Genomic DNA, 26,163 nt, shown 5'->3' with positions numbered 1-26,163 from the left:
GGTGGCGGCCCCCCGCGGTGGCTCACCGGCCTCGTGCGCTGATGTGGTACGTCTTGCCGGCCCGGGTGGGGAACGAGATCACGCCGTCGTCCTCCTCGACGTCGACCCGCCGGCCGCGGTCGTCCACCACCCGCACGGACCTGTCGCCCCACGGGCTGGCGAGGCTGAAGTCGTTGCCCCGGTCGCTGGTCACCTCCACGCCGCGGACGGTGCCGCGGCGCTGCTCCGCGGACAGGACGAAGGCGCCCTTGGCGCGCAGCCGGTTGAACTCGGCGTCCCGGGCCTCCGGCCAGTTCGGGAAGATCCGGGTGACGCCCTGGTACGTCTGGAGCATCATCGAGTTGACCGCCTCCAGCGCGCCCGAGGTCTCCTGACCGCCGCCGAACTGCCGCACGGTGAGGTTGGGCCGCCACAGGTCCTCGATGACGGTCGTGAACTTGTGGATCAGGTCCTCGGCGTCCCAGCCGGCCCGCGCCGCGATGGTGAACGTCTTCGGGAAGCCGTTGCCGGAGGAGCCGCGCGAGCCGGGCAGGAACGGGTCGACCCAGGCGAGCGTGTTGCGTACAAGGCGCAGTTGCTCCGGGTCGCCGCCGATGGCGAGGTTGTCGCTGGGGTGGACGACGCCCTCCAGGTTGATCGGCTGGTCGTTCTTGTTGAGCAGCGCGTTGCCCTTGATCGGGTTCTCGATCTTCTCGGCCAGCAGGATGACGTCGAGGCCGTCGCGCTGCCCGGTCGGGTACGGGGTGAGGTTGTCCAGCACCTCCTGCCACTTCGGCCGCAGCCCGGCGTCCACGCCCAGGGTCTTGCTGCCGTCGATGAGGGCGGTCATGACGCGGCGGATGTAGCCGAGGTCGTAGACGGAGTTGACGTCGTCGCCGCCCTCGTTGACCCCGCTGTGCAGCACGTCGTACTTCCCGTCCTCGCCCTTGACGACGAAGTCGGCCCAGAACGCACCGAGTTCCTTGAGGAAGGGGTACGTCACCTCGCGGAAGAACTTCGTGTCGCCGGTGTACTCGTAGTGCCAGAGGAAGGGCAGCGCGGCGAAGGTGCCGTTGGTCTGCTGGTCGCTCGGCAGCTTGTCGGGGTCCTTGACCGGGGCCACCGGCGTCTCGGCGGGACCGGAGCGGGTCATGTTGAACGGCAGGACGCTGCGCCGGAACGTGGTGCCCTCGTAGCCGGCCTCGTGGGTGCGGTTGCGCGAGTACGGCAGCTCGGCCCGGATGAGGCGGTAGTACGGCTCGGCCAGCTCCGGGCGGTTGGCGGAGTAGGCGCCGTAGTACTGGGACTCGGTGTTGTAGTTGAGGTAGTAGCCGTTCCTCAGGTTGACGAAGTCGGCGGTGCGCCAGGGCGAGTACGTGCCGGGCGGCACGTTGCCCGCGCGGCTGGCGGAGCCGACCGCGTACAGGGCGCCGTAGTAGTACTTGTTGAGCGTGGCGTCGCCGGTGTCGACGTAGGACTTCAGCCAGTACCGCTTCCACCAGTCCCGGTGCGCGGCCCGCTCGGCGTCGATCCCCTTGCCGCCGATGTCCCGCACCCGCTCGACGGCCTGGTCGGTGAACGCGGACACCGGGGTGGTGTTGGCGTACGTGCCGTTGCCGTGGACGGAGGTGACGAGCCGCACGCGGCGGCCGGGCAGCAGGTCGAAGGAGAGCCGGGCGAGGTCGCTCGCCGGGGTGGCGGCGGTGACGGGCGTGGGCGAGCCCTCCACCTTGGCGGACGCCGCGGCCCTGGACACCCAGTCGGTGCTGGTGTCGCTGCCGGTGGTGCGGGTGGCCCAGACCTGGCCGCCGCCCGCGGTGCCGACGGTGCCGGCCGGCAGGTTCAGGTCGATCTGCAGCGGCATCCGCTCGGCGTCCTCGTCCGTCCAGATCTCGGTGACGAGGAGGTTCTCGCCGTCCGCGGTCCAGGTGCGGGTCTGCACCGGCTGGTCCGCCATGGTCTGGGTGCCGCGTACCTCGGCGTTGAGGACGTCCTGCTTCTGGTGGTACTCCGGGTCGCTGCCGCCGTCGCCGGGCGCCAGCAGGTCGGTGTCGCCGTCGAACAGCCTGAGGTCGCGGATGTACGCCTTCTGGTTCGGGTCGTCGGCGTTGCGCACGGCCCGGGTGATGTTCAGCCGGACGTAGCGCGCGGTGAAGGCGGCCACCTGCCGGTCGGTCTCCTCGGCGGTGTTGCCGGCGACCGTGTCGACGTCGGTCCAGGTCCTGCCGTCGTCGCTCTTCTGCAGGGCGAAGTCCTGGGTGTTGAGCTTCTGGAAGTTGTCCGCGCGGCCCTGGTAGCCGTTGTGGCGCACGCCCCAGCGGTCGACGCGCCGGGCGGCACCGAGGTCGACGGTGATCCACTGCGGGGCGGCGGCGCTCGCGTTGGTCTGCGACACCCAGCGGGTCTCCGGGTCGCCGTCGACGGCGCAGGCGGCGGTGCACTCCAGCGTGTCCTTGGCCGTGGCCAGGGTGGCCCCCGCGTCCTCGGGGCTCTTGATGGTGAGCTTGCCGAGGTGACGCTGGCCGTCGCCGGTGTGCCAGAAGTCGGACTTGGCCAGGTAGAGGGTCTGGGCGCGGTTGCGGGCGTCGGAGGTGACGGCGAGGTCGCCGTTGCCGAGCAGCAGGCCGGCGGTGTAGCCGTTGGTCACCACCGCGTTCAGCGACGGCGGTTCCGTGTAGGAGTCGTCGATGGCGCCGATCAGCGAGCGGATCTCGGCCCACTCCGCCTCCGATCCCCTCGGCTGGGCGGGCGGCTCCGCGGCGGCGGGCCCGGCGAGCTGGGCGGTGCCGACCGTGGCGGTGGCGAGCAGGCATACGAGCCCGGTGCGGGCCCGTCTGGGAAGTCTCACTGTGCTGGCTCCTCTGCGTCGGATGTGGGCGTCAGCCGTACGACCGTTCCGGTGCGCCGGGCGTGCTCGGCGGCGAACACCACGCGGTGGGTGTCGCGGCTCTCCCGCGCTCCGGTCAGCAGCAGTTCGGGGCGGCCCCGGTGGTGGGCGCGGACGAAGGCGTCGATGAGGCCCGCGTCGCCCCCGCCGTGGCCTTCGGCGGCGGTGGAGCCGCCGTTGTCGGTGTCGATGACGGTGCGTTCGTCGGTGACGAAGTCGTAGACCTCGATGTGCCGGCCGTCGCCGGTGATCTGGCCGTGGGTGCCGAACAGCTTGGTGTGCCTGTTCTCCTGCGGGGTGAACGCCGTCAGGGTCAGGGCGGCCGTGACGCCGCCCGCGTACTCGATGGTCACCTGCTGGTGGTCGACCACGTCGTTGTCGCAGGCGTAGACGCAGCGCCCGTACGGGCCCTCGGCGAGCGCCTCGGCGACCGCCGTCTCGGTCAGCTCGTCGGCGGCGATGCGGGTGAAGTACCGCTTGACGCCGCCCTCGCGCAGGCCGACCGGGTAGAGCTTGAGCGCCGAGTACGGGCAGTCCCGCTCGACGGCGCACGACACGCACCGCTCGCCGGCGCCGGCCGGCGCGCGCTCGGGGCGGAAGTGGCTGAGGGAGCCGAAGGAGGAGACGGCGCGCACGGGCCGCCCGGTGATGTGGGACAGCCAGTCGATGTCGTGGCAGGACTTGGTGAGCAGCAGGAAGCTGGAGGTGTCCTGGCGCCGCCAGTTGCCGCGGACGAACGAGTGGGCGTAGTGCCAGTAGCCGATGGGCTCCAGGTGCTCGACGCTGATCAGGTCGCCGATCCGGCCGGAGTCCAGCAGGGCCTTGAGCCGGCGGGTGTACGGCGCGTAGCGCATGACGTGGCAGACGGTCAGCGACACCCCCGCCGACTCGGCGGCCTCGGCGATGAGGTCGCACTCCTCGACGCTGGTGGCCATCGGCTTCTCCAGCAGGATGTCGTAGCCGCGCGCCGCGAACGCCTCGACGGCCGCGACGTGCTCGGCGTCCTGGAGGGTGATGAACACGGTGTCGGCGAGCCGCGGGGCGGCGGCCAGCTCGCGCCAGTCGGCGTACCGGCGGTCGAGCGGCACCCCGTGGCGCTCGGCGAAGTCCGCCCGGCGGGGGGCCCGCGGCTCCGCGACCGCGGTGACCGACACCGGGACGTCGCCGGCGGCGGCCAGGGTGGCGTATCCGCTGCCGCGCGCGCCCGCGCCGGCGACGGCGAGGGTGAGCGGGCGGTCCAGCGGCCGGCCCGGGTGGTCGCGCAGGTTGCTGAAGACGGTGGTGGGCGTGCTCGCGGATGCGGTGGCGGTGGAGCTCTCGGTCACGGTCATCCCTTGACGGCACCTCCGGTGAGGCCCTTGACGAAGTGCCTCTGGAGGGCGAGGTAGAAGATCAGGACGGGCAGGGCGGCCAGGAACATCAGCCCGAACATCTGGCCGTAGTCGGCCTGGTGCTCGCCGATGGCGCGGTAGACGCCGACGGTGACGGTGGTGCCGCCGGCCGGGCCGAGGATGATCAGCGGGTTGAGGAAGTCGTTCCAGATCCACACCCCGAGGAAGATCAGCACGCTGGCGGTGGCGGGCCGCAGCAGCGGGAAGACCACCAGCCAGAACGTGCGCCAGCGCCCCGCGCCGTCGAGCCCCGCGGACTCCTCCAGCTCCAGCGGCACGGTGCGGATGAAGCCGGAGAAGACGAAGACGCCGAACGGCACGTAGTAGCCGACGTTGAAGGCGACGATCCCCTGGACGGTGGCCATCATGTTCGTCAGTTGCAGCATGTCCGTGACCGGGACGAGGATCACCTGCGGCGGGATCATCAGCCCCGCGAGCAGCACGAGCATGGCCACACGGGCGGCGCGGCCGCGGCTGCGGGCCAGGTAGTGGCCGAGCATCGCGGAGACGACGGTCAGGATCACGATCGACAGCAGGGTGATGGTGACGCTGTTGACGAGCCCGTTGAGGAACAGGTCGTCCGGCCGGTTCACCGCGTCCGCGAGGTTGTCCAGCGTCGGCGGCCAGGGCGGCGCGGCCGGCGAGTCGGCGATGTCCTCGCCCTGCTTGAAGACGTTGGCCAGCACGAGGTACAGCGGCAGGAAGAACACCGCGGTGACGACGAGGGCGACGACCGGCCGCAGCCACGGGGCGCGTTCGTTCCGCATCACAGGTGCACCTCCCTGCGCTGCAGGACGCGCAGTGCGACGGCGGAGGCCACGGCCACGATCACCAGCATGATGATCGCCATGGCGCTGGCCTCGCCGCTGCGGTTGGCGGTGAAGCCGGTCTGGACGATGGAGAAGGCGACGGTGGCGGTCGTGCCCGTGCCCGGGCCGCCGTTGGTCATCACCTGGATGTGGTCGTACGTCTTGAAGCCGGTGATCAGCAGCATCACCGTGTTGATGGTCAGCGCCGGCGCGAGCATCGGCCAGGTGACCTTGCGGAAGCGCAGCCAGGGACTCGCGCCGTCCATGACGGCGGCCTCCTGGAGTTCGTTCGGCACGCCCTGGAGCCCGGCGAGGTAGACGACCGCGCAGAAGCCGAGCATCTGCCAACTGATCACGAACCCGACCGAGTACAGCGCCAGGTCCGGGTCGGAGAGCCAGCCCGGCGGGCTGTCCACGCCCAGCGAGCGCAGCACGTTGTTGATCAGGCCGTCGTCGGTCAGCAGCGTCGACCAGACGACGGAGACCACCACCGAGCTCAGCACGACGGGGACGAAGAAGACGCTGCGCAGCGTGTTGTAGAGCCAGCCGCGGCGGTCCAGCAGGACCGCGATGGCCAGCCCCAGCACGTTGGGGACGATCACGATGATGAGCGTGAGCACCGACGTGACCCGCAGGGTGGTGAGGAAGGCGTCGTCGGTGAGCAGCCGGGTGTAGTTGTCCAGACCGGTGAAGCGGGTCTCGGGGGCGAACTGGTTGGCGTTGGTGAGGCTGTAGCCGAAGCTGAGGGCGATGGGGGCGAGCACGAAGCAGGCGTAGACGAGCAGCCCGGGCGCGCCGAAGCCGGCGAAGTGCAGCACTGCCTGCCGCCGGCTCCGGCGGCCCGGCGCCCCGGCCGGGTGAGGTGGGGCCGGGGTCGAGGGGGCGTGGGCGGCGCGCGGTGCGGCGCCGCCCCGTACCTTGACGGTGGTCATCAGGGGTTGCCTTCCGGTCTTACTGGGTGTCCGCCTTGGCCCACTCGTCGTCGAGCGCCGAGGCGGCCTCCGCGCCGTCCTTGCGGCCGGCGATGATGTCCTGGGCCAGGGCGTACGCCTTCTCCACCACACCCGGCAGCAGCGAGTCGTCGCCCGTCTCGACGAGGAAGGCGTTGACGATGCCGTCCTCGGCGAGCGCGTCCTCGTAGACCCCGAGGCTCTCGGTGTAGACCGGGCCCATGTCGGCGGGCGGGGTGTAGCCGTCCATCGCGATGATCGCGCCGTCGGCCTTCACCACGGCGTCGAGGTTGGCCTTGTCCTCCTGGAAGGCGAGGGCGAACGCCTTCGCCTCCTTCAGGTGATCGGACTTGGCCGACACCGACATGCCGCCGCCGGTGTACGAGGGGACGGCAGGGGAGCCGTCGTCGGTGGGGAAGGCGAAGACGCCGATGTCGTCCTTGAGTTCGCTCTTGTCGGCGGCGGTGGCGAACCAGGTGCCCATGGGGTACATGGCGCCCTTGCCGGACAGGAACGCCTTCTCGGTGTTGGCGTAGTCGCGGGACAGGCCGGACTTGTCGACGTAGCCCTTCTCCACCAGCTCGGCGAACTTCTCCGTGGCGCCGGTGAAGTCCGGGTCGGCGAACTCCGCCTCGTCCGCGCGGCGTTCGGCCATCCAGTCGGGGGTCTTCTTGTAGACGTCGGTGCCCACCAGCGCGGTCCACAGGTAGGAGGCGGCGAAGGCGTCCTTGCCGCCGCCGCCCACGACGAACGGGTTGACGCCCGCGTCCTTGAGCCTGGCGGAGACGTCGAGCAGCTCCTTGTAGGTCTTCGGCGGGGTCTCGACGCCGGCCTCCGCGAAGAGCTTCTTGTTGTAGTAGACGAGCGGCGTGGGCTGGGTGTTGTACGGCAGTTGGTAGACCTTCCCGCCGATCGGGTTGGACTGCGGGAAGGTGAACGGCTTCAGCTCCTCGTCGGTCCAGGCCGCCAGTTCGCCCGCCTCGGCGAAGCCGACCGGGGAGACGGCGATCATCACGTCCGGGAACTGGCCGGAGGCCAGCAGTTGCTTGGCGTACCCGGTGCGGTCCACCGACGGCGCCACCAGCTTCTTCACCGCCACGCCCGGGACCTTCTCCTCGGCCCGCGCGATAGCGTCGTCCCAGTACTCGGCATCGAGGTTGGGGGTCTCGAAGGTGAGGAACGTGATCTCCTTCTTACCGTCCGCGGAGTCGCCGGAGCCGGAGTCGCTGCCGGCGGGCGAGCACGCGCCCGCGAGCAGGACGGCCGCGGCGGCGGCGGTGGTGGGGACGGCTGTACGCACGCTTCTCAGGTTCACGATGCCCTCGCATCAGCATGGGGCACAGACGGTGACGCGCCCGGGAATATTTTTGGTACCTTCTGAAATAACGCAGCCTGATGGTGCGCCCGTATCGTGTTCCAGTCAAGGGGGTCGAACGGACTCGTGACGCTTGCAGGTGGGGACTCCTCCTTGCTCCGCCGGCTCAACGCAGCCGCCGTACTGCGCGCTCTGTACGAGACCCGCAGCGCAACCCTGACCGAACTCGTGAAGGTCACCGGGTCCGCCCGGGCCACCGTGGAGAACGCCCTGACCGGCCTGGTCGGCCAGGGCTGGGCCGCCGAGATCGCGCCCGCCACCGACGGCGTGCGGACGGTGGGCCGGCCGGCCAAGCGCTACCGCTTCCGGGCGGAGGCCGGCTGCGTGCTCGGCTTCGACATAGGCGTGCACAAGGCGCTCGCCGTGGTCGCCGACCTGCGCGGCGAGGTGCTCGGCGTGCGGCGTACCGCGGTCACGCCCGAGCTGACGCCCGCCCAGCGCCTCGCGGCCACCCGCGCGCTGGGCAACCGCGCGCTGCGCGGCGCCGGGCTGTCGGCCGGCGAGGTCCAGGCGGTCGGCGTGGGCACCACGGGCATCGTCGACAGCGGCGGCCGGGTGGCGATCAGCGGGCGGCTGCCCAACTGGGCGGGTACGGACCTGGCGACGGCGCTGGCCGAGGCGTTCGGCGCCGAGGTGAGCGCGGGCAACGACGCCCGGCTCGCCGCGCTGGCCGAGCACTGGCGCGGCATCGCCGCCGACGCCCGCAACGTCGTCTACGTGCACGCCGGCCGCCGCATCGCCGCCGCCCTCCTCATCGACGGGCGCCCGTACGCGGGCGAGCACGGCGCGGCCGGCGAGATCGGCGTCCTGGCCAGCTCCCGCTGGGACACCGCCCCCGGCCGGCTGCTGGAGCGGTTCGGCGACGCGGAGGCGCTGTTCGGCGCCGTACGCGAGGAGGACCCCAAGGCGCAGGCGGCGCTGGAGAAGTTCGCCGACGAGATGGTGCAGGGCGTCGCCGCGCTCGTCCTGATCACCGACCCGCAGCTCGTCGCGGTCGGCGGCGGGCTGTCCCGGGCGGGCGACCTGCTGACGGAGCCGCTGCGGCGGCGGCTGGCCGACCTGTGCCTGTTCCCCGTCCCGGTCGCCGCGTCCACGCTGGGGGACGAGGCGGTGGCGCTGGGCGGGGTGCGGCTGGCGCTGGACGCGGTGGAGCGGCGGCTGTTCGAAGTCGCGGGCTGAGGTGCCGGGCGAAGGGCTGGTGGACGGGCCGGGCGATGGGCCGGGGCGGTGTCGCCCCGGCCCTCGCCCGCGGTGCGGGTCAGCGGATCCCGTAGGCCCGTATCACCGTCGAACTGTGCGTGTCACCCGCCGCGTCGGCGGCGGACAGGCGCAGCGAGACGAAGCCCTCGCGCGGGTTGACCACGAGCGCCTTCCACTCGCCGCCGACCTGCGCGACCGGGGCGCGCCGCCAGGTGGCGCCGTCGTCCGTCGAGAACTCGGCCGTGACCTTCTCGACCGCCGGCGCGTCCGCCGGGTGCCCCTGGCGCTGCACGTCGACCGACAGGACGGCGGGGCCGCTGCGGGCGCGGTTGAGGCCGTCGAAGTCGCCGGTGGTGTCGAAGAACATCAGCGGCAGGATGGTCGGGTCCTCTGCGGAGGAGGTGAACTCCCAGGTGGCCTCCGTCTTCGTGCTGTTCTCGTACCACTTCAGCGCGTCCGCGCGCGTCGCCGACGCCCGCAGGGTGTAGCGGGAGGACTCCGCCGGAAGCCCGCCGAAGCCGCCGAGCCCCGGCGCGCCGGTGGACACCGGGTCGTAGCCCTCCAGTTGGAGGCTGGTGTCGCCGGTGGCGGTGATGCTCTGGTGCGGGGCGAAGTTGTACGACCCCGGACCCGACGGCGAGAACATCGGCACGATGGTCTGCAGGTCGCTGCCGAAGCGGTAGACGCCCATCTGGATGCCGGCGTCCAGCCGGGGGGCCACCGACGCCCCGTTCCACGTCTCCGGCAGGGACTTGCCGGCCACCGGCTTGCCCGTCTCGACCCACTCCTCGCCGTACGGAGCCTGCCGGGGCTGCCCGGCGGGCCGCTGGAAGGTCATGATCGACGACCAGGTGGCCTCCGGGCTCAGGTAGTCGGTGCGGGTGCTCGGCGCGGACACCGTGTGATAGAGGCCGAAGCGGAAGCCCAGGCTCGGGGAGTAGACCGGCAGCCGGGCCAGTTCGGCGTCGCTGGCGAGACCCTGCGAGGTGAACTCCACCTTCCGCCGCCCCAGCTCCGCGGTCCGCCACTCCCGCTGCAGATCCGCGGGGATCACGTTCTCGGGCAGCGTGTCGGTCAGGTAGTACTGGTCCTGCCGCGCCTCGCCCTCGGGCGGGCCGTAGACGGTGGACACGCCCGCGCGGATCCGGACGTCCGCGGCGTCGTTGGCCGCCGGCACGACGTACAGCTCCTCGTCGCCCTCTGCGATCACCGGGGCGTTCAGCCCGCGGCCCGCGAAGTCGAGGTCCAGCTCGAAGCTGGTCGACTTGTGCACGGCGTCCGGACGGTCCGCCACCGAGGGGCGGACCAGGTTGCCGCCGCGGGAGTCGAGCGTGAGCGCCGTGTCCTTCTCGACGGTGATCTTGGGGCCGACGTGCATCGTCGTGTTCGGCCCGGCGTCCGCCGCGGTGCTGACGTATCCCGTGTAGGAGTAGTCGCCCTTCGGCAGCCGGACCTTGGCGACGCCGTCGACGATGTCCGCGTCGACGGCCCAGTCGCCGGGCAGGGTGTGGCCGTAGAAGTCCAGGGACTGGTGGAGCGAGGAGTCCGCGGGCTCACCGTTGCGGTCCAGGACCGTGACGGTCACGTCGTACGACTCGGGCTCCGCGGTGACCCCGACCGCCGTGCGCACGGAGACGCCCTCGGCCGCCGCGGTGAGGTGCGCGCCGATCGCGCCGCCCACCGTGGGGAGCCCGGCCGGGTCGAGCGTGACGGTGGCCTCGGCGGTGCCGCCGGCCGGCACGGTGAGCGTCGCGGGCTCGGCGCTGACGGCGTCGGAGCCGGAGACGGCGAGGTCCAGGGTGACGGGGGCGTCGCCCTCGTTGCGGTACGTCACCGTCTCCGTCTGCGCCGGGGCGGAGTCGTGCGGCCAGGCGACGCTCTCGAAGCTCACGGCGGAGTTCGCGAACACCGTCTGGGTCACCGCCCGGGCGGCGTCGACGCGGCCGGCGCCGGCGCCGAACGCGCCGAGGTCCTGCCCCGGCGCGCTGCTGCCGACCAGCGCGGCCTTCAGCCTGTCGGCCTGCCAGTCGGGCCGGGCCTGGGCCAGCAGCGCCGCCGTCCCGGCGACGTGCGGGGAGGCCATCGACGTACCGGAGGCGGCGGTGTAGTGCTCGTCCACCGGCGCACCCATCGACGTGCCCGTCGCGCGGGCCGCGACGATGTCCTCGCCGGGCGCGGCGATGTCCGGCTTGACCGCGTCGTCGCCGGTCCGCGGACCCTCGCTGGAGAACGAGCTCAGCGCGTCGGTACGGCCGACACTGCCCACCGCGAGGGCGGCGTTCGCGGAGGCGGGTGCGCTGACCGTGTAGGAGGAGCCGCTGTTGCCGGACGCGGCGACGAAGAGCGTGCCGGTCTCGGCCGTCAGGGACTCGGCGGCCTGTGCCAGCGGGTGCGAGACGGGGGCGCCCCCGTCCGTGCCCAGGCTGAGGTTGACGATGTCGGCCTTGCCCGCGGCCCACTCCATCCCGGCGATGATCGCCGCGTCCTCGCAGAACCGCGTACCGCAGACCTTGCCCGCGATGACGTCCGCCCCGGGGGCGACGCCCTCGTTGGCGGCGCTCTGCGCGCCGGTGCCGGCGACGATCGAGGCGACGTGGGTGCCGTGTCCGACGTTGTCCTTGACCCCGTCGGGGCTGCCGGTGAAGTCCCGGGTCTCGGTGACGACGCCCGCCAGGTCAGGGTGGGCGGTGTCGACACCGGTGTCCAGGACGGCGACGGTGACGCCGCTGCCGTCGTAGCCGGCCGCGCGCGCGGCCGGGACGCCGATCTGCGCGTTGGACTGCTCGTCGGCGACCTTCGACCTGCCGTTCAGCCACACCTTCCGGACGCCGGGCGCGGCGAACGTCCGCTCCGGGCGCTCACCGGCCAGCGACTTCCAGAACGTGGCCGCGCTGTCCTTGTCCGCGGTCAGCGCGGCACCGTCGATGCTCGGCAGCGTCCGGGTCCGCTCCGCCCCCCGAGGGGCCGAGGGGGAGCCTTCCGAACCGGAGACGATCAGCGGGATGGTGTCCCGCCGGGCGTCCGTGTAGCCGAACTCGACGAGCTGGTCGACGTCGAAGAGCCGGGGGTCGAGCCGGCCGGCCTCGACGAGCGCGCCCGCGTCGGTGGGCACGACGTGCCGGTGCCCGTCGGCGTCGGTGCGCGAGACGAACGTGACGTCCTCGCGGCCGGGGCCGGGGGCGACCACGGTGCTCTCGGTGCCGTCGGGGGCACGGCTGAGGTGGACCGTGTCGCCGGTGATGAGCGTGACGGACGTGGCCGAAACTGTGCGCTCGGGTTCCTGCGCCGCCAGCGGCGACGGCGGCGCCGCGGCACTCGGCGCGGCCACGGCGAGCGGGGCGGCGAGCACGGCGGCGAGCAGGAGACGGGCTGACCTGCGTGTGGCATGTACATGCAGGGCTGGCCTTGTGCCGCCTGCGACTAATGTCCGAAGGGGATGGTGCACGGATGACCTCCCAAAGGTATGGACCAATTGGCCAGATGATCCCAGCGCACCGCAGACATCGGAAGACTCGACGCCGGATCAGAACTCGTCAATGTTCAGGTCCTGATCAACTCGGACAAAGCGGTCGTCGAGAGCGGCCCGACCTCTCCGGAGCCGGCCACGTCACGTCAGTCCTCCGATCAATCCCTCGCTCATGGGTTGACGGGAACATGCAACATCCCTGATTCTTCGGGTCGTCCCATGTATCGGCGCAGAGAGGCGGCATGGATGCCCGAATCCTCCTCGTCCAGGCGCACATTCCTCGGAGCTGTGACCGCGACGGGTGCCTCGGCCGCCTTGGGCGCCGCCGCCCCGGCCGCCGCAGGGGCCGACTCCGCGGCCGACCACGCCGGACTCCCGCCCGTCCGCGACGGGATGCGCCGCGGCGGCGCGTGGGCCCGGTTCCTGAAGGGCCAGGACCTCGTCTGGGGACGGCCCCCGCGCCAGTGGTACGAAGGCCCGTTCCTCGGCAACGGATTCCTCGCGTCCACGGTCTGCCTCCCGCAGTTCACGAACGAGGTCCGGTTCGACGTCCAGCACAGCGAGGTGCAGGACCACCGCCCCGAACTCGACGCCAAGTACGGCCTGTGCCGGCTGCCCATCGGCTTCCTGACGCTGACCCCGCAGGGCACCGTCACCGGCGTCGACTGGCGCCTGAGCCTGTGGGACGCGGAGCTGACCGGCCGGATCACCACCACCCTCGGGACCATCGGGCTGCGCGCGTACGTGCACGCCGAACGCCCGGTCATGGTCGTGAGCCTGGAGCCGAGCCGCGGCGAGCGGAAGGCGGCGTGGACGTTCACGCCCGAGCCGTCGGTCAGTCCGCGCCAGCGCACCAACCCCGACCCGTCGTACGTCCCCAACCCGGACTCCCGGCGGACGTCCCACGGCGACGTCGACCTCGTCGTGCAGCCGCTGCTGGCCGGCGGCCAGTACGTGACCGCCCACGCCGAGACCGAGCGCGACGGCGCGCGCCACCTGTACGTCACCGTCGCCCACTCGCACCCGGACGAGACCGCCGAGACCCGCGCGGTCGAGAACCTGCGCGCCGCCCGCGCCCGCCCGCCGAGCCTGCTGCGCAGATCCCACCTGGAGTGGTGGCACGGCTTCTACCCCAGGAGCTTCCTCTCCGTCCCCGACCAGCGGCTGCAGAGCTTCTACTGGATCCAGCTCTACAAGATCGCCTCAGCCACCCGTGAGGGCGCACCCGTGATGGCCACCACCGGCCCGTGGCTGCAGCCCACCGGCTGGCCCAACGCCTGGTGGAACCTCAACGTCCAGCTCGAGTACTGGCTGATCAACGGCTCCAACCACCCCGAACTCGACGCGCTCACCCGCACCGTGGACGAGCACCGGCAGGTCCTCATCGACCACGTGCCGCCGCAGTTCCGGCACGACTCGGCCGGAGTCTCCCGCAGCACCGACATCTTCGCGCGCGGCGCCCAGGTCGGCATCCCCGGACAGGGCGAGCCCGAGATCGGCAACCTCACCTGGGCGCTGCACAACGTCTGGCTGTCCTACCGGCACTCCATGGACGACGACGTGCTGCGCGACGTCCTCTTCCCGCTGCTGCGCCGCTCGGTCAACTACTACCTGCACTTCCTCACCGAGGGTGCGGACGGCCGCCTCCACCTGCCGACCACCTTCTCGCCCGAGTACGGCGGCGCCCCGGACTGCACGTACGACCTGGCGCTGCTGCGCTGGGGCTGCACCGCCCTGCTCGCCGCCGCCGAGCGGCTCGGCACCGACGACGCACTCGCCCCCCGCTGGCGCGACGTGCTCGCCCGGCTCGCCGACTACGCCGTGGACGAGAACGGCTACATGGTCGGCGCGGGCGTGCCGTTCGCCAGGTCGCACCGCCACTACTCCCACCTGCTGCAGGTCTACCCGCTGTACGAGATCACCTGGGAGCAGCCGGACAAGCGCGAGCTGATCGAGAAGTCGCTGAACCACTGGATCGGCTTCACCGGCGCCCTCCAGGGCTACAGCTTCACCGGCGCCGCCTCCCTCGCCGCCGGCATGGGCCGCGGCGACGACAGCCTGCACTACCTCGACGAGCTGATGGCCCAGGGCTTCATCAAGCCCAACACCATGTACAAGGAGGGCGGCGGCCCGGTCATCGAGACGCCCCTGTCCGCCGCCCAGTCCCTCCACGACATGCTGGTGCAGAGCTGGGGCGGCGTGATCCGCGTCTTCCCCGCGGTGCCCGCGGACTGGGCGGACGCGGTGGTGCACGACTTCCGTACCGAGGGCGCCTTCGAGGTCTCCGCGGTACGGGAGGGCGGCGCCACCCGCTGGATACGGGTGCGCAGCCTGGCCGGCGAACCGTGCCGGGTGCGCCACGGGATCACCGGCCCCGTCGAGGTCGACGGCGCCCGCTGGCGCCCGGCGGGTGAAGGACCGGCGGGGGAGGAGACCATCGAACTCGACCTGCCGCGGCACGGCGAGGCGCTCATCCGCCGCCGCGACACCCGGCGCTTCGAGATCGCGCCGGTGCCGATCAGCCGGCCCGCGGACCCGTGGGGCCTGAAGGCCGTGCCGCCGCCCGGCGAGACCGTCCCCGTCGACCTGTCCGGCCACGCCGACAACGACGGCGTCTCGTACGAGACCGCCATGGCCGACGGCGACTTCGACGGCTCCGGCTTCACCTACCCGGCCGAGCAACTGCCGCCGCCCGGCGACCTCTTGTGGGAGGGGCTGCGCTTCACCTTCCCGGCCTACGGGAACGGGGCGGCCAACAACGTCACCGGCAACGGCAGCCGGCTCACCGTCCCGCCCGGCCGCTACGCCGGAGTCCACCTGATGGGCGCCGCGAGCGGCGGCGACCTCACCGCCGCCCGGCTGGTCGCCGGCTACGCCGACGGCTCCACCGCAGAGCTGGAGTTCGCGCTCACCGACTGGGGCAGGCAACCTCTGCCCGGCAACACGGAGGTGCTGCGCACCACCCGCCGGCACGGCGCGAGCGGCCCGAACTCCACCAAGGTCGGCATCTTCGCGACCGTGACCGCCCTCGACCCCGCCAGGGAGTTGCGCACCCTCACCCTCCCGGTGACCACCCGTCCGCAGGTGCACCTGTTCGCCGTCTCCCTGGAAAGGCCGAAGCCATGACACCGCTCAACCGCCGGGCCTTCGTCGCGGGCACCTCGGGTGCCGTCCTCGCGGCGGGCTCGCCGGTGGCGTGGGCCAGCCGCCCGCACCACCGCGACGTGCACGGGGACCTGCTCGACGACGCCGCGATGATCTGGAAGCGCATTCCCACCAGTTGGCAGGAAGGCCCGTTCCTCGGCAACGGCTACCTGGCCGCGCACCTCTACCGGAAGCCGGACGACCCGAACGTCCTGCGCATCATGATCAACAACGGTCTGGTGCAGGACCAGCGCGGCCAGTGGGAGGCCGCGATCGGCTACTCGCGCCTCGGCGTCGGCTTCCTCACCCTCACCTTCGCCGGCGCCCTCACGGCCGTGGACTGGCGGCTCGACCTCGCCGGCGCGGAGCTGTCCGGCACGATCACCACCACTCGGGGCGGCGCGCGGTTCAGCGCCCTGATCCTGAACCACCGCGACGTGCTGCTCGTCCGGCTCGAACCCACCGCGGGCGAGGAGTCCGCGGCCTGGGGCTTCACCCCGCTGCCGTCCCGTACGACCCGCACCATCCGGCTCCCGCCGGAGTACACCGCGAACCCGGACCCCGCCGTCGCCCCCGGCCTGGTCGAGCAGCCGCTGCACGCGGGCGGCGGCTACACCACCGCCTGGCGCGAGGTGCGCTTCGGTACGCGCCGTCTGCTGGCGGCGTCCGTCGCGTACGGACACCCGGACTCGACCGGCCGCGAGCAGGCGGTCCGTGCGGTCACCGAAGCCCTCGACGGCTCCCCCGACCGCGACATCGCCCGGCACCGCCGGTGGTGGCACGCCTTCTACCGGCGCAGCCTGGTCTCCGTACCGGACAAGAAGGTGCAGCGCTTCTACTGGATCCAGCTCTACAAGCTGGCCTGCGCCACCCGCGCGGGCGGCCCGGTCACGCCCGTCTTCGGGCCCTGGTTCCCCGAGTCGGGCAACGGCTGGACCAACATCTGGTGGAACACCAACGTCCAGGTCACCTATCCGCTGGCCGACGGCTCCAACCACCGCGAACTGGACGCCATCACCCCCACCTTCGCCCGCTTCCACGAGAACCTGGAGACCAACATCTGGCCGGACCTGCGCGACGGCGAGACGTACGCGCTCTGCCACCCCGGCGACTGGAAGCTGCGCTCCGGCCCCCGCTACGTCGGCCGCCCCGGGATCAACCCCAACGACCACACCGGCAACCTCATCTGGGCGCTGCACAACACCTGGGTCACCTACCGGCACCACATGGACGACGAGGTGCTGCGGCACGTCATCCACCCGGTGCTCACCAAGGCCGTGCACCACCACGCCCGCTTCCTCACCGAGGGCGCGGACGGCAGGCTGCACCTGCCCGAGACGCGTTCGCCCGAGTACGCGAACGCCGCCGACTGCACCTACGACCTGTCGCTGCTGAGGTGGGGGTGCACGGCCCTGCTGGCCGCGGCGAGGCGACTGCGCCTGGACGACCCGCACGAGGCGCGGTGGCGCGACGTCCTCGCCCGCCTCGTCCCATACCACGAGGGCGAGAACGGCGTCATGATCGGCGACGGCGTGCCCCTCGCCGAGTCCCACCGCCACTTCTCCCACCTGCTGTGGCTCTACCCGCTGCAGGAGAGGCTGGAGCGGCGCACCTTCGACCACTGGACCTCCATGCAGGTGCGCTGGCACGGCTACAGCTACGCCACCGCCGCCTCCATGGAGACCCTCTTCGGCAACGGCGCGGCGGCCCTGGCCCACCTGCGCTTCTACCTCGACGGCAACGTGGTGGACAACTGCGCCCTGACGCCGAACACCATGTACCGGGAGGGCTCCAACTTCGCCCTGGAGAGCCCCGTCAGCGCGGGCCAGTCGCTGCTCGACATGGTCGTCCGGAGCCACGGCGGCGTGGTCGGGGTCTTCCCCGCCGTGCCGCCGGACTGGCCGGACGCCTCGCTCTCCCGGGTCCGTACGCAGGGAGCCTTCCTCGTCGACGCCTCCCGGTCGCGGGGCCGTACCGACTGGGTCGCCGTCGCGAGCGAGGCGGGCGAGCCGCTGGTGCTGCGGCACGGCATCGACGGCGCCCTCGACGTCCGCGACAAGGCGACCGGCTCCCGGCTGCCCTACCGCGACCGCGGCGACGGCACCATCGCCGTCGCGCTGCGCCGCGGCCGTACGGCCCTGGTGACCCGCCGCGGCGAACGGCCGCGGTTCGAGCCGCGGGACGTCCCGGCCGTCGGGGAGGCCCCCTCCTGGGGCCTGCCCTGACGGACGTCCCACCCCCACCGACCGGAACAGGAGGCCCGTATGAAGCACATGCGCACGGCACTGGCAGCGGTCTGCACGGCGGCGGTGGCCGCCGTGACCCTGCCGGCCGGACCGGCGCAGGCCACGGTGATCTGGGACGGCGACGCCTCCCGGGGCACCGGGGTCTTCGCCCACATCGGCAGCAACTGCGCCGCGCCCGGCGGCGTGACCGCGGTGGACGACTCCGCGCGGGGCAGGGTGTGGCGCTACCGCAAGCCGTCGGGCCTGGAGCGCTGCGAGAGCCGCGGCATCGCGGTGAACGGCGACGACTACACGTTCACCAACGGCAGCACCCGCTACCTGGGCTGGAGCAGCAGGCTCTCCAGCACGGTCGACAACAACGCGGTCTTCCAGTGGAAGTCCTACGGCAACCACCAGCAGAACTGGCCGGTCGTGCTCAAGATGGTGGGCGGCAGGCTCACGATGATCCAGCGACAGCCCGGCGGCACCGTGCACACGATCTGGTCGCGGTCCGTCTCCGCGAACACCTGGAACCACATCGTCGTCGGCCTGCACCTGTCCGACCAGACCCGCGGCGGCTGGGTCGAGCTGTGGATCAACGGTGCCAAGCAGACGTTCAGCGACGGCACCCAGCGCTGGGCCTGCCGGACCTTCGACAGCGAGAACCACCCGAAGTGGGGTGTCTACGGCGCCGACGCCAACTCGGTGGACCACTACGTGGACGCCCTGAAGGTCGGGACGTCGTATGGAGACGTCGACTGAGCGGATGGCCGGTCCTCGTCCCCGCTCCGGGATGCCATTGGTCTGCACCTTGCTTGGTGCAGACCAATGGTGCTTGACTGTGTACCGTCAATCCATGGCCGGTGCGACCCGCCGGGCACCCCCCACGAGGAGCGATCGGATGCTGAGGAAACTCGGAACAAAGCTCAAGGCGTTATTCGCGACAGCCGCCCTGGCGTCGGCTCTCGCCGTGGTCGTCCCCGTCACCGCGACCGCCGACGAGTCCCGCGACCGGGACGCGGCGGCGGCCTTCGTCGTCAGCGAGGCGCAGTTCAACCAGATGTTCCCGGGCCGGAACTCGTTCTACACGTACAGCGGCCTCACCACCGCCATGAGCGCCTACCCCGCCTTCGCGACCACCGGCGACGCGACGACCCAGCGGCGGGAGGCCGCGGCCTTCCTCGCCAACGTCAGCCACGAGACGGGCGGCCTCGTCCACATCGTCGAGCAGAACCAGGCCAACTGGCCGCACTACTGTGACTGGAGCCAGCCCTACGGCTGCCCCGCGGGTCAGGCCGCGTACTACGGCCGCGGTCCCATCCAGCTCAGTTGGAACTTCAACTACAAGGCCGCCGGCGACGCGCTGGGCATCAACCTGCTGAACGACCCCTGGCAGGTGGAGCGGAACGCGGCCGTCGCGTGGAAGACCGGCCTGTGGTACTGGATGACGCAGTCCGGCCCCGGCACCATGTCCGGGCACCGGGCGATGACCAGCGGCGCCGGCTTCGGTGAGTCCATCCGCTCGATCAACGGCGCCCTGGAGTGCAACGGCGGCAACCCCGCCCAGGTGCAGAGCCGCATCAACAAGTACACGCAGTTCACGCAGATCCTCGGTGTCTCCCCCGGTGGCAACCTGAGCTGCTAGACGACGACCCGCGGTACCCCCGCGGCGCGGGCGCCGTCATCTGCCTGCAACCCCACCCCCCACTGGAGGCAGGTGTGGCGCCCGCGGCACCGGTGCGACCGGACTCCCCGGAGTGCGGCCCGGCGTACCGTCACCGCGGGTCCTCCGGTGGGCCCGGGTCACCGTCGCCGGGTCCCACGATCAGTTCGGCGAGGCGGAGGAAGGCGTCCGTCGTCGCCACCCGGAGCCTGGTCAGGCCGAAGCCCCCCGAGCGGAGCGAGCCGTCGAACGGGACCTGCACCACCTGGTCCCGGTCGACGCCCAGTCGCTGGGCGATCCTGGCGCTGACGTCGCGGCTGGAGGGCTGTTCGATCCGCGTGGCGACGACGATCACCTCGCGCGCCAGGTCCTCGTGCCCGCCCTCGCGCAGCGCGGCCAGGGAGCGTGCGGCCGCGTCGATGAACCAGTCGGCCGTACCGCAGCAGAGGACGAGCCGGTCGGTCCGGTTCAGGACGAAGTCCGCGGCCCGGTCGAGGCGCAGCAGACTCCAGTCGGTGAGCACGAAGGGATAGTGCGGCGCGACGTGCGCCAGGACCTGGTCGTACTCGTACGCGTGGGCGGGGTTCGGCGAGATGTAGCCGTCCCTGTGGGCGACGATCTCGAGACCCGAGTCCAGTTCCGTGGTCAGTGCGCTGATCTGCGGATAGGTCGGGTCTGCCGGCAGCAGCGCCAGGTCGCGCAGGCGCGCCTCGCCGCGGCCCCGGACGTAGGCGTGGAGCGAGCCGTCGGTGGCCGCTCCGTCGAGCGCCAGGACCGGTTCGCCCCGCACCGCGGCGAGGAGCGAGCCGAGGGCGACGGTGGTCGTGGCCCGGCCGCTGTAGTGATACGCGCCGACCAGGGTGATCCGCCTGCTCCGGCTCAGCGGCACCCGCAGCCGTTCGAGGCGTTCCTGCATCGTCCGGCGGCCCTGCCCGAATCGCGGCAGGCGCGGCCCGAGCCGGTCCGGCGAGGGAACGCGTACGGGAGGCGGCGTCAGCGGCGCGGGGGCCGGCCGCGGCGGGAGGACCGGTGCCGGGGCCGTGTCCTGGCCGAGCCGGGCCTGGGCGACGTACCGGGCGAGGAGGTCGGCGACCTCGCTCGCGGCGGGGCGCGCCGCCGGATCCGGGTCGAGGCAGCGCAGCACGAGCAGCCGCAGGCTCTCCCAGGTGCCGCCCTGCCAGAGGTGCATCCCCTCCGGCAGGCCCGGGAGTTCCACGCCCGCCTTGCTGCCGATCATCTGGAGCAGCTCCCCGAGGGCGCGGACGTTGTCCGCACGGGTCGGGGCCGGGCCGGACTCCGGGTACTCGCCGTCCACGACGCAGTCGGACAGGTCGCCGAGGACCACGTCGCGGCGCAGGACGAAGACGCGGTCGGCGCTGAGGTCGGCGAGGACCAGCCCGTTGGCGTGGCACTGGACGAGTGCGCTCGCCAGGTACCAGGAGACGAGCAGGCCCCTCAGGATGTCGAAGGGGGCGACGCTCTCGGCCATGGCCTGCGCGAAGATCTCCTCAAGGAGCAGCGGCGGGTTGTCGCCGGTGTCGCCGTCCGCGACGGGCGTCATCGCCAGCCACGGCGGGGAGTCGTCCAGCCCGGTGGCGAGCAGTTTGGGGGCGTGCTGTCCCTGCAACCGCCCGAGCACCTCGGCCTCCACCTCGATCAGCCGGGCGTGCACGGCCGGCAGGTCGGGGCGCGGCATGCGGATCACGGCGGGCGTGCCGCGCGGGCCGAACGCCCGGTAGACCACGGTGCGGCGGCCGCGGCGGCGGCCGGTGATCCGGTACGGGCCGACCTCCCGGGGGTCGGCGTCCGTGAGCGGCCCCCAGTCGGTGCCGTCGGCGTCGTCCGGTCCGGGTGCCGTGCCGGGCAGCGGCTCCCCGACCGACACGCCGAGCCGGCTGAGCAGCCGCCGCTCGACGTGGGTGAACGGATGGTGCGAGGCCGGCAGGTCGGCGAAGCCGTCCGGGTGCGTGAGCCAGGCGGGAAACTCCGGTGAGCTGCCCGCGAGCTGTTCGAGCCGGCGGCCGATGCGGCGACTCGTGCGCAGCAGTTCGGCCTGCGGAACCGCGTCGAGGAGCACCGTCTTCGACGCGTCGGAGAAGTCGAAGACGCGGTGCTTCGCGGGCAGCGGGCCGGGCACCGGCGAGGGGTGCGGCCGCATCAGCCCGCCGAGGAACACCTCGGCCAGGTGCGAGGTGGTCGCCGGCCACGGCACGGCGGTCTGCACGAGCCGCATCACCGGCACCGACAGCGGGGCCACCGCGGCGAGATGGGCGGCCAGGCGGTACGCCTCGGGCGTGGCCGCGTCCCGGAAGTGCTGGGCGCTGCCGGCGAGCCGGGCGGGGATGACGGAGCCGTGCCGGCTCGGCCGGCTGAGCAGCGGAAGCTCCGCGGTGGTACCCGGGGAGGCGAGCAGATGGGCCCACGCGCGCAGGGCGCCGGGAGTCGGCTCCAGCACGGGGACGGCGTACCCGTCGAAGTCGACGAGCCCGGGCGGCAGCACCGGGTCGGAGACCGTCCAGGAGGTGTTGGCGCCGCCGATCCGGCGGGTGGTGACCTGCCAGCGTTCCGCGGCGATTCCGGACGACTCCCAGATGTCGGGCGGCAGGGTGTGCAGCACCGCGACCGGCCCGCTCGCCGCCTGCTTCGCGAGCAGCCCGTGCATGGCGCCGGTCCGCCAGGCGACGCCCATGCCGTCGCTGACGACCAGCACGAGGCTCCGGCCCGAGGGGTCGTTCACGCTGCTCAACGGCAGCTTCATGCTGCTCTGCTGGAACGGCCGGGCGTGCAGTGCGGGTTGGCGCGCCCGGGTGTCGAGGCCGAGGACGCGGGTGGTCGCGAACGCGCCGAGCCGTTCGAGCAGGGTGCGCAGCTCGGCTCCGAGACGGTGCCACAGCAGCATCGACAGGCAGTCGTCGACCAGCAGGATCAGGTTCAGCCAGCGCTCGCGCACCGGGCGTTCCACGACGTCGGCCAGGCCGGTCTCGGCGAGTTCCTCCGCCGTCCGCTCCTCGTCGACCTCGTAGCGGTGGGTGCTGTCCTGCCGGCGCCTGAGCGGCCGCAGCGCGCGGCCCAGTTCCAGCTCATCGGAGAGCGCCTTGTGCTCGGGAGCCCGTACCGGCATGGCCTTGCGCGGTTCCTCGGGCCGCCCCGCCGGCCGGGGTTCCGCGGTGGCCGCGGCGGACTGGCGCGCCGCCGCGTACAGCGCCGGTACGGTCAGGTCGGGCAGCCCCGGGTCGTCGGGCTCGGGCACGGGGCGGTCGGCGGCGGCCGGATCCGGCTCCGCCGCGGGCGGCGGCTGGGCGGGCGGCCCGGCGGTCGCGCCCGGCGTCCGGTGGAGCGGCGCCTGCGCGCTCGCGGGCAGGCGGGACGCCAGCCACAGCACGTCGAGCACCTGGTCCGCGTCGAGTTCGCAGCCGCAGGCCGTGAGCACCCGCAGCGCCTCGGCGAGCCGCTCCCCACCGCCGGGCACGGCTACATCGCCCCGGTCAACTGGTGCAGCACCGCGTCCAGCAGACCCTCCGCGTCGAGGTCGACGCCGCCGACGCGCAGGAACACGGCGTTGAGCAACTGGTCGGTGGCCAGTTCGCCCGGCGCGCGGCGCCGCAGGAAGGTCTCGATCAGGTCGTCCGCCTCACGCAGGGCGGCGTCGCCCAGGTGGGCGGCGACGATGGCGCGCAGCCGCTCCTCGTCGGGCACGGGCAGGTCGAGCCGGACGCAGCGCCGCAGGAACGCGGGCGGAAAGTCGCGCTCTCCGTTGCTGGTGATGACGATCACCGGGAACTCGACGCACTGGACGCGTCCCTGAGGGATCACCACCGAGCCCCTGTGGTCGTACGTCTGCACCTCCACCTCGGCCATGTGCTCCGGGAGCCTGGTCAGCTCCGGGATGCTGAAGAGGCCCTCCTCGAACACGGTCAGGAGGTCGTTGGGCAGGTCGACGTCTCCCTTGTCCATCTCGTCGATGAGCAGGGCCCGGGGGGTCGCCGACGGCACCAGCGCGGTCCCCAGCGGGCCGAGCCGGATGAACGTGCCGATGGACGGCTCGCTCTCGCCGCGGTCCCGGCTCAGCGTCGTCTCGCGCAACCGGCCGATCGCGTCGTACTGGTAGAGGGCGTCCTTGACGGTCGAGCGGCTGTTGACCGGCCAGCGCAGCAGCTCGCCGAGGCGCAGTTCGTGTGCGACGGCGCGCGCCAGCGACGACTTCCCGGTCCCCGCGGGACCCGTCACGAGCAGCGGACGGCGCAGGTACAGGGCCGCGTTGACGACGTCGGAGTGCCGCCGCTCGATCAGGTACGGCAGTTCCGGAAGCTGCGGGCGCGCCGGGGCGAAGCGGCGCCACGGCGGCGCCTGGGGGAGGGTGACGACGCGGGGAACGCCGTCGCCCAGGAACAGGCGCCAGTCGGCCTCGGGGGCAGGCTTCATGAATTCTCCTGGGGCTCTGTGAGGTGCAGCCGGGGCACGGCGTGGTCGGCGTCGGCCCAGGCCAGCACCGGGCGGCCGGGAAACTCCGGAGGACTTGCCTTGGCGTTCGCGCGGTAGTCGCGCACGCCGTCCGGCAACTCGCGCGTGGCGACGGCGGACATGTGCTTGGTCACGTGTGACGCTCCGTCCCGGCCCCGATCCCACACCACCACCGGTATGCCCAGGACGAGGCACGTCTGCACGATCCCGTCCCGGCGCCCGGGCGGCAGATCGACGGCGACGCGGACGGTGTCCAGCTTGTTGACCAGCCGTGAGTAGATCACGTCCCGGTCCATGGGCTCCGAGACGACGAACGTCTTGCCCGAGTCCAGCCTGCTCCACCTGCTGCGCCAGTGGGCCGTGAAGCGACCGTGCCGGCGCAGGAGTTCCGGGCAGTGCACCACGAGCGGGAACTCCACCCCGAGCGCACCGGGCAGGATCTCGTCCGGGTCGCGGGCCTCCCACTCGTCCACGGGCAGGTTGAGCCCGGCGCGGTCCACGATCACCTCCACCAGCGGCGGCCGCTCGTCCGCCACCGGCGGGGTGAGGGTGTCCAGGACGCGCAGCACCTCGCGCGCGGCCTCCGACGCCGAGTACGCCCTGACGCCGGATGCCGACACCTGCCGGGGCCCGTCCCCCTCGTCGCACCACAGGCGCAGCCTGTGCCCGCCCTGTTCCGCCCGCGTCACCTGCACCAGGACGCGCACCCGCGCGGAGCGGTCGCGCAGCGAGCGCAGCCACGCCTCGGCGTCCGACCGGCGTTCGCCGAGTGCCCCGCGCGGGATGCCCAGCCGCTGCGCGACACCGTCCGCCCACAGCCGTAACTGGGCCCGCCGGGGGCCGGGGCACAGCACGCCGAGGTACTCCATGACGCGCAGCAGCGCCGGGACCCTGCGCTCCCCGCCGTCCGAGTGGCCGTCGCCGGGGAACATCTCCAGCTTGTCCAGCAGTGCGTCCACCGTGTCGCCGCCGGGCAGGGACGCCAGATGGGGCAGAGCGGCGCGCATCGCCTCGGGCAGCCGCGCGACCACCGCCGCGTCCATGCCCCGCAGGCTCCTGCGCATCTCGGCGTACTCCTGCGGGGACAGCAGCCTGGGCGTACGGGACAGGCTCCCCGCCGCCAGCACGTGGTCGGCGGCGCCGGGGCTGTCCCGCCGCAGCATGCCGGACAGGGCCGCGAGCGCCCGCGGATGCGTCAGGGCGAACGCGGCGAAGTCCTCCGGCTCGGGCGGGGTGATGTCGCTTCCGTACCCGACGCCGCAGGTCTGGGCCAGCCGCTTGCCGGCCGCGGTGCGGGAGCTGGACGAGGGCAGCGTGTTCGCGACGACGTTGGTCAGCAGCAGGAAGGCCGGGTCGTCGAGCCCGGGGGAGGGCTGCGGTACGGCGTCCAGCACGCCCAGCGGGCGCAGTTCGGCCTCGATCCGCTGCCAGGGGATGGACCAACTGCGCCGGATGAGGTGCTGCGGGCTGTGCGGCAGCGGGCCGCCCGTGCGGTGGTCCCGGGGCGGCATGAAGTGGGCGACGACCAGGCCCACGACGGCCTCCTGGCGCCGGCACCACAGCGGCCCCCCGCTGTAGCCGACGGCGACGGCCATGCCGGTCGGCTCGCCGTCGAGATACCCCCGGGAGCCGTGCAGCGCGGCGACGGTGAGGCGGGCGACCGAGGCGGGCCGGCCGCCGCCGTGCCAGGCGCTCACCTCCTGCCCCACGGCCATCGGCGCTCTGTCCGGTGCGGCGGGCAGGCCGCCCGCGGGGCCGTCGACCCGCAGCAGGGCGAGGTCCCCGAACCACTCGTCGTCCTCCTCGGGCACGGGGTCGCCGTCGCGGGTGCGCGGCGGGATCCAGTGCGCGACCCGGGCGGTGAACTGCCGGGTGCGTGTGGCGTCGCGGACCTTCACCGAGAGCTCCGCGGACCGCGGCGGGCGGGATTCGACCATGGGCCGGCCGAGCGCGGCATTGACGACGTGCGCGCAGGTCAGCACCGTGTCGTCACCGAGGACGACACCCGCGCCCGCCGGCTCCGGGCCATCGGCCTGCAGCACGGTCACGACGTGGTGGACCGGATCGTCGGCCGGGTCCCACGCGGATCCGAACCACCTCACCCGTCACTCCCCCCGGGGGCCGGGCCGCCCCCGGCCTCGTCCGGCCGCCAGCACGCGGTGACCGTGAGATGGGCCTGGGCCGTGCCGCCCACGATGCCGAGCCGGAGGTCCTGTCCGACCTGAACGCCCAGGGTGACGGTGATGTCGGAGGGCGGCTGCGGCGTGGCGGTGACGGCGTCGTGCACCCCTTGCAGGAGCGGCCCGAGCGGCTTCAGCGTGCCGCGCAGCGCCCCGGCGGACAACGCGGCGACGGCCCGGCCGGCGGCGCCGACCGGAACGGCCCTCCCCATGCCGTCGGGCGTGTCGCCCTGTTGCGAGGGCACCGCGGCGCCCTCGGCGGGGGAGAGCAGGAACCGGACGGGAGTCCCGTCGTCGAGTTCGAAGTCGGACGATGTGGTCACAGGTCGTATTCTCGTGGACAAGTCGCCCTCCGGGAAGCGAACTTCGGCAACAGGGCGGCATCGCCCCGGGTACGCGCCCGGGTCGCGGTGCCCGGGGCCGGCGCCGCGCG

General features: G+C 72.8%; 15 protein-coding genes. 5 read left to right on the top strand and 10 right to left on the bottom strand.

The window, feature by feature from the left end; translation table 11 throughout:
- Positions 1–22: 22 nt before the first annotated feature.
- From O7599_RS07950 to O7599_RS07930, 5 genes are read right to left on the bottom strand one after another with little or no spacing between them, the layout of a single operon-like run.
- Positions 23–2,827, bottom strand: coding sequence for a discoidin domain-containing protein (locus O7599_RS07950; RefSeq protein ID WP_281621410.1), 2,805 nt, complete (start codon positions 2,825–2,827; stop codon positions 23–25).
- Complete coding sequence (locus O7599_RS07945) at positions 2,824–4,197, bottom strand: Gfo/Idh/MocA family oxidoreductase (protein WP_281621409.1); 1,374 nt, start codon at positions 4,195–4,197, stop codon at positions 2,824–2,826. The genes O7599_RS07950 and O7599_RS07945 overlap by 4 nt, the downstream gene beginning before the upstream one ends.
- Positions 4,194–5,024: a carbohydrate ABC transporter permease gene (locus tag O7599_RS07940; RefSeq protein WP_281621408.1), complete on the bottom strand. Its 831-nt coding sequence runs from the start codon at positions 5,022–5,024 to the stop codon at positions 4,194–4,196. Before O7599_RS07940 ends, O7599_RS07945 begins: the two co-directional genes overlap by 4 nt.
- On the bottom strand, positions 5,024–5,998 hold the full coding sequence (locus O7599_RS07935) for a sugar ABC transporter permease (RefSeq protein ID WP_281621407.1): 975 nt from the start codon (positions 5,996–5,998) through the stop codon (positions 5,024–5,026). The genes O7599_RS07940 and O7599_RS07935 overlap by 1 nt, the downstream gene beginning before the upstream one ends.
- Positions 5,999–6,017: 19 nt before the next feature.
- Positions 6,018–7,316, bottom strand: coding sequence for an extracellular solute-binding protein (locus tag O7599_RS07930; RefSeq protein ID WP_281621406.1), 1,299 nt, complete (start codon positions 7,314–7,316; stop codon positions 6,018–6,020).
- A gap of 141 nt (positions 7,317–7,457) precedes the next feature.
- On the opposite strand from O7599_RS07930, the gene O7599_RS07925 reads away from it, so the two are divergent.
- Entirely contained in the window at positions 7,458–8,570 is a 1,113-nt protein-coding gene (locus tag O7599_RS07925; RefSeq protein ID WP_281621405.1) for an ROK family protein, read from the top strand.
- Between the two features lie 79 nt (positions 8,571–8,649).
- Here the strand turns inward: O7599_RS07925 and O7599_RS07920 are convergent, their stop codons facing one another.
- The gene (locus O7599_RS07920; protein WP_281621404.1) at positions 8,650–11,940 is read right to left on the bottom strand and encodes a S8 family serine peptidase; all 3,291 of its coding nucleotides are present in this window, start codon (positions 11,938–11,940) and stop codon (positions 8,650–8,652) included.
- Between the two features lie 405 nt (positions 11,941–12,345).
- Here O7599_RS07920 and O7599_RS07915 point away from each other — a divergent pair, with 405 nt between their 5' ends.
- From O7599_RS07915 to O7599_RS07900, 4 genes are all read left to right on the top strand, one after another.
- Positions 12,346–15,183: a glycoside hydrolase family 95-like protein gene (locus tag O7599_RS07915; protein WP_348652594.1), complete on the top strand. Its 2,838-nt coding sequence runs from the start codon at positions 12,346–12,348 to the stop codon at positions 15,181–15,183.
- Positions 15,180–17,426 (top strand): hypothetical protein, encoded by a 2,247-nt coding sequence (locus tag O7599_RS07910; RefSeq protein ID WP_281621402.1) that lies wholly within the window; start codon positions 15,180–15,182, stop codon positions 17,424–17,426. Before O7599_RS07915 ends, O7599_RS07910 begins: the two co-directional genes overlap by 4 nt.
- Positions 17,427–17,465: 39 nt before the next feature.
- A complete protein-coding gene (locus O7599_RS07905) occupies positions 17,466–18,188 on the top strand; it encodes a hypothetical protein (RefSeq protein WP_281621401.1) in 723 nt (240 codons plus the stop codon).
- A gap of 139 nt (positions 18,189–18,327) precedes the next feature.
- Positions 18,328–19,071 (top strand): chitinase, encoded by a 744-nt coding sequence (locus O7599_RS07900; RefSeq protein ID WP_281621400.1) that lies wholly within the window; start codon positions 18,328–18,330, stop codon positions 19,069–19,071.
- A gap of 130 nt (positions 19,072–19,201) precedes the next feature.
- Here the strand turns inward: O7599_RS07900 and O7599_RS07895 are convergent, their stop codons facing one another.
- Genes O7599_RS07895 through O7599_RS07880 form a run of 4 tightly spaced genes read right to left on the bottom strand, consistent with a single transcriptional unit; the run spans position 19,202 to position 26,053 of the window.
- Entirely contained in the window at positions 19,202–22,558 is a 3,357-nt protein-coding gene (locus O7599_RS07895; protein WP_281621399.1) for an SAV_2336 N-terminal domain-related protein, read from the bottom strand.
- A 2-nt stretch (positions 22,559–22,560) separates the two neighbouring features.
- A complete protein-coding gene (locus O7599_RS07890; RefSeq protein WP_281621398.1) occupies positions 22,561–23,511 on the bottom strand; it encodes a MoxR family ATPase in 951 nt (316 codons plus the stop codon).
- Positions 23,508–25,652, bottom strand: a complete 2,145-nt coding sequence (locus tag O7599_RS07885) for a trypsin-like peptidase domain-containing protein (protein ID WP_281621397.1) — start codon at positions 25,650–25,652, stop codon at positions 23,508–23,510. Before O7599_RS07885 ends, O7599_RS07890 begins: the two co-directional genes overlap by 4 nt.
- Complete coding sequence (locus O7599_RS07880) at positions 25,649–26,053, bottom strand: CU044_2847 family protein (protein WP_281621396.1); 405 nt, start codon at positions 26,051–26,053, stop codon at positions 25,649–25,651. Before O7599_RS07880 ends, O7599_RS07885 begins: the two co-directional genes overlap by 4 nt.
- Positions 26,054–26,163: the final 110 nt, after the last annotated feature.

Origin of the sequence: Streptomyces sp. WMMC500, from assembly GCF_027497195.1 — a bacterium.
Taxonomy (GTDB): Bacteria; Actinomycetota; Actinomycetes; order Streptomycetales; family Streptomycetaceae; genus Streptomyces.
The sequence above is the reverse complement of the archived record's forward strand: the minus strand, read 5'-3'. Positions and strand labels throughout refer to the sequence as shown.